We start from the raw sequence: 4,642 nt of genomic DNA, 5'->3' as shown, positions 1-4,642 counted from the left end.
GGGGGAGAAAAAGCCGGCTGTCCCCCCTTCAACCGTCGTCCTGCAAATATCGGCCATGACCGCGATGCCGGTTCGGCTGTGCCCGAGGATGTGTTAAGTCATCACCCTCTGATCTCTACCGAGGGCAAGGCGATGCCGGCGACGGTGTTCATCGATGGCGAGGCTGGTACGACGGGGCTGCAGATCCGCGACCGTCTGGCCCGCCGTGCCGATGTCGAGGTCGTCAGCCTGGCCGAGTCCGAGCGCAAGGACCCGGCGGCCCGCCGCCGGCTGCTGAATTCGGTCGACGCCGCCATCCTGTGCCTGCCCGACGACGCCGCGCGCGAGGCGGTGGCGATGGTCGAGAACCCGGATGTGCGGGTGATCGACGCCTCGACCGCCTATCGCACCGCCGAGGGCTGGACCTACGGCTTCCCCGAGCTGGCGCCCGGCCAGGCCGAGGCGGTGGCGGCGTCGAAGCGCATCTCCAACCCCGGCTGCTACCCGACCGGCGGCATCGCCCTGCTGCGGCCGCTGATCGACCGCGGCCTGGTGCCGGCGGACCACCCGGCGACCGTCAACGCGGTCAGCGGCTATACCGGCGGCGGCAAGAGCCTGATCGCCCGCTACGAGGCCGAGAAGAAGGGCCCGCCCTTCTACCTGTACGGGCTGAAGCTGGCGCACAAGCATGTGCCGGAGCTGCAGCGCTGGTCCGGCCTCACGCATGCGCCGATCTTCGTGCCCTCGGTCGGGCAGTTCGCCCAGGGCATGCTGGTGTCGCTGCCGCTGCCGCTGTGGGCGCTGCCGAAGCGCCCCTCGGCCGCCGACCTGCATGCGGCGCTGGCCGAGCACTATCAGGGCCAGGCCTTCGTCTCGGTCGCGCCGCTGGCCGATGCCGAGGCGCTGGCGGAGCTGGAGCCCGAGGCGCTGAACGGCACCAACCAGCTGCGGCTGTTCGTCTTCAGCAATGCCAAGGAGCAGCAGGCGCTGCTGGTGGCCCAGCTCGACAATCTCGGCAAGGGCGCGTCCGGCGCCGCGGTGCAGAACCTGAACCTGGCGCTGGGGCTGGCCCCGACCGCCGGGCTGCTGCCGGCGCACTCGCAGGCGGCCTGACCTTATGGCTGCGGGCGCGGTGATCCTGCCGTATCGGAACAAGGAGCCGCGGATCGCGCCGGACGCCTTCATCGCGCCCGGCGCCGTCGTGATCGGCGATGTCGAGATCGGGCCGGGCACCAGCGTCTGGTTCGGCTGCGTCATCCGTGGCGACATGCAGCCGATCCGGATCGGCGCCCGCACCAACATCCAGGACGGCACGGTGATCCATGTCGCCTCGGCCGACGGCCCGACCTACATCGGCGACGACGTCACCATCGGCCATATGGCGCTGATCCACGCCTGCACGCTGGAGAACCGCAGCTTCGTCGGCATGAAGGCCTGCGTCATGGACCGGGCGGTGGTGGAGAGCCGGGCCATGGTCGCGGCCGGGGCGCTGCTGACTCCCGGCAAGCGCGTGCCGGCCGGGCAGCTCTGGGCCGGCGGCCCGGCCCGGTTCGTGCGCGCCCTGACCGACGAGGAGCACGAGCACCACCGCAAGCTGGCGGAGGGCTATGTCGCGCTCGGCGTCGAATACCGCGCCAATGTGGTGCTGGACGCCGGATCGGCGCTGTAGCCCTCAGTCTTTCAGGGCCGCCAGGCTGGCCTTGTAGGCCAGGACGCGCTGCCGCAGCTTGCGCGGGCGGGGCATCATCCAGCGCTTGTGCAGCCACAGCCACTGCTCGGGCCGGGCGCGGACCCAGCCTTCGACCACCTCGTTCAGCGCGATCGTCGCCGCCTCGATATCGGCCTTGCGGTCGTCGGTCCGCCGGATCGCCAGCGGCGGCTCGAACACCGCGCGGTAGCGGGCGCCGGCCAGCCGCTCGATCCGGACCGGGATCACGGCGCAGTCGAGATGGTAGGCCATGGCCACGGCGCCGGGCGAGGTCATGGCGTCATGGCCCATGAACGGCACCTTCAGCCCGCCATTGTAGCGCTGGTCGACCATCATCCCGAGCACGCCGCCGGCGCGCAGCACCGATAGGGCGCGCTTGGCGTCCGACCCCTCCATCCGCTTCTCCAGCATGATGGTGCCGACCGAGCTGCGGATGCGGTGCAGCAGCCGGCCGACCAGCGGGTTCTTCGGCGGCCGGGCGATGGCGGTGAAGGGCACGCCGTGATTGGCGGCGACCGCGGCCCCGACCTCCCAATTGCCGAAATGGCCGATCGCCATCACCACGCCGCGGCCGCCGTCGCGGGCGGACAGGAAATGCTCGATGCCTTCGACCTGGATGCGCCGGGGCCGCCGGGCCTCGCTGCGGCGCAGCCGGCCGAGATGCGGGAACTCCGCGATCACCCGGCCGAGATTGTCCCACATGCCGCGGATCACGCGCTTGCGCCCGGCGGCCGACAGCTCCGGCATCACCAGGCGCAGATTGGCGTCGGCCCGGCGCGAGGCGCCGAGGCGCGGCCCGAGGGCGCGCCCGACCCAGCCGCCGAGGCCGGAAGCGAGGTCGAGCGGCAGGGCGCGCATCAGCCCGTAGAGCGCGTAGAGACCGGCTGCCTGCGTGACCGTGGAGAGGTGGCGGCGGCCGTGGCGTCGATAGTACTTCCGGATGCGTCGGATGCGCGCCGACAAGCCCGGTCGGGCCGGCTCCGGAGTAAGGGTTGCACGCGTAATGGGATGCCTCGGTTCTGCTGGGGCCCGGTTCTCGAGCGGTCCGCGGCGGCGTTCTAGGAGCCTACTCGTGGCATGAACGTCTGTCCGGCGCCAGATGTTTCGCGTTTCCACATATTTCTTAACAAACGACGTTGCGGCCTTGCGCCGGACCGGCGAAGCGCCATATCACGGCCGCCCAGCCCGAAAGGAGAGGCAGATGAGAAAGCCCGCGCCGCCGAAGGCCGGGCCGAAGCGGCGCGATCCGCATGCGCTGATCGCCCGCCGGCTCGGCCACAAGATCGTCCCGTCCGGCAAGGTCTACAGCCGCAAGGACAAGCACCGAAGCCCCCGCCGACCGGACGGGGGCTTCGCCTTTTGGGGGTGACGCAGGACACAAGCAGCGCGGGACAGGCGGGTTAGGCTATCCTGATCCAGACCAGGGAGGATCGGGTCATGGGCCTTCACGACAGCCGCGGCGTTCCGGTCTCGACCACCAGCCGCACCGCGCTCGACCGCTACGAGGCGGCGGCCGACCGGCTGCACAGCTATTTCCGCGACCCGCTGGCCGAGATCGACGCCGCGCTGGCGGAGGATCCGGGCTTCGTCATGGGCCATTGCCTGCGCGGCACGCTGATGGCGCTGGCGACCGAGAAGGCGGCCGAGGCGCCGCTGCGCCAGAGCGTCGAGGCGGCGGAGGCGCTGGCGGCCGGGGCCAATGAGCGCGAGCGCGGCCATGTCGCGGCGCTGCGGGCCTGGCTGGACGGCGATTTTTCCGGCGCGGTCGATGCCTGGGGCCGGGTGGCGGAGGCCTGGCCACGCGACGGGCTGGCGCTGCAGGCCGCCCATCTCGGCGATTTCTATCTCGGCCACACGGAGCTGCTGCGCGACCGCATCGCCCGGGCGCTGCCGGGCTGGGATGAGTCGGTGCCGGGCTACGGCTATGTCCTCGGCATGCACGCCTTCGGGCTGGAGGAGACCGGCGACTACCGCGCCGCCGAGGCGACCGGCCGCCGGGCCGTGGCGCTGCAGCCGCGCGGCCCCTGGGCGATCCATGCCGTGGCCCATGTCATGGAGATGCAGGGCCGGCTGCCGGAGGGCGTCGGCTGGCTGACCGGCCGCACCGGCGACTGGGCGCCGGACAACATGTTCGCCTTCCACAACTGGTGGCACCTGGCGCTGTACCATCTCGACCTCAGCGAGACCGCGACGGTGCTGCGGCTGTACGACGAGGCGATCCGGCCGCAGCCGTCGCCGGTGGCGCTGGAGACGCTGGACGCGACGGCGCTGCTGTGGCGGCTGCATCTGCGCGATGTGGATGGCGGCGGCCGCTGGGCCGAGCTGGCCGAGACCTGGGCGCCGATGGCCGAGGACGGCTACTACGCCTTCAACGACATGCACGCGATGATGGCCTTCGTCGCCACCGGCCGCGACGCCGATGCCGACCGGCTGCTGGCGGCGCAGGCCCGGAGCATGGCGGCGGGCGGCACCAACGCGGCGATGACGGCCGAGGTCGGGCTGCCGGTGTGCCGGGCGCTGCGCGCCTTCGGCGCCGGCGACTATCAGACGGTGGTCGAGCTGCTGGTGCCGGTGCGGGCGGTGGCGCACCGCTTCGGCGGCAGCCACGCCCAGCGCGACGTGCTGAACCTCACCCTGGTGGAAGCAGCGCTGCGCGGCGGCCAGGCTGAGCTGGCGCGGACGCTGGCGGCGGAGCGCACCGAGGCCAAGCCGGGCAGCCCGTTCAACTGGCGCCTGACCGCCCGCGCGCTGCGGCTGGCGGGGGATGAGGAGGGGGCGATGGCGGCGGAGGCCCGCGCGAGCGCCTGAGGTAGTAAGCGTTGCCTCTCTCGCTTGCGGGAGCTTCTCGGTCCGTTTTCTTCTAATCCCCCCTCCCCTTGCGGGAGGGGGCAGGGGGAGGGGGCTGGGGGGGGGGGCGCGCGCGAAGGACGGGGGGGGGGGGATTGGGGCGGGGGG

General features: G+C 72.1%; 5 protein-coding genes. 4 read left to right on the top strand and 1 reads right to left on the bottom strand.

What is annotated here, in order from left to right:
• Positions 1 to 132 precede the first annotated feature (132 nt).
• Both argC and AAHM41_RS39055 read left to right on the top strand, forming a co-directional pair.
• Positions 133 to 1,092: an N-acetyl-gamma-glutamyl-phosphate reductase gene (gene argC, locus AAHM41_RS39060; RefSeq protein WP_342242035.1), complete on the top strand. Its 960-nt coding sequence runs from the start codon at positions 133 to 135 to the stop codon at positions 1,090 to 1,092.
• Positions 1,093 to 1,096: 4 nt separating this feature from the next.
• Positions 1,097 to 1,648, top strand: a complete 552-nt coding sequence (locus AAHM41_RS39055; RefSeq protein WP_342242034.1) for a gamma carbonic anhydrase family protein — start codon at positions 1,097 to 1,099, stop codon at positions 1,646 to 1,648.
• Between the two features lie 3 nt (positions 1,649 to 1,651).
• Here the strand turns inward: AAHM41_RS39055 and AAHM41_RS39050 are convergent, their stop codons facing one another.
• Positions 1,652 to 2,650 (bottom strand): lysophospholipid acyltransferase family protein, encoded by a 999-nt coding sequence (locus AAHM41_RS39050; RefSeq protein WP_342242033.1) that lies wholly within the window; start codon positions 2,648 to 2,650, stop codon positions 1,652 to 1,654.
• Between the two features lie 238 nt (positions 2,651 to 2,888).
• Between AAHM41_RS39050 and AAHM41_RS39045 the strand changes: the two genes are divergently transcribed.
• Together AAHM41_RS39045 and AAHM41_RS39040 are read left to right on the top strand one after the other, a co-directional pair.
• Positions 2,889 to 3,056 carry a hypothetical protein gene (locus tag AAHM41_RS39045; RefSeq protein ID WP_342242032.1) on the top strand — a complete coding sequence of 56 codons (168 nt, stop codon included), beginning with the start codon at positions 2,889 to 2,891 and terminating at the stop codon, positions 3,054 to 3,056.
• 68 nt (positions 3,057 to 3,124) lie between these two features.
• Positions 3,125 to 4,495 (top strand): tetratricopeptide repeat protein, encoded by a 1,371-nt coding sequence (locus AAHM41_RS39040; RefSeq protein WP_342242031.1) that lies wholly within the window; start codon positions 3,125 to 3,127, stop codon positions 4,493 to 4,495.
• Positions 4,496 to 4,642 lie beyond the last annotated feature (147 nt).

The organism is Inquilinus sp. OTU3971, assembly GCF_038440215.1.
Note: the sequence above shows the minus strand (reverse complement) of the source record. Positions and strands in the feature narration are given on the sequence as shown.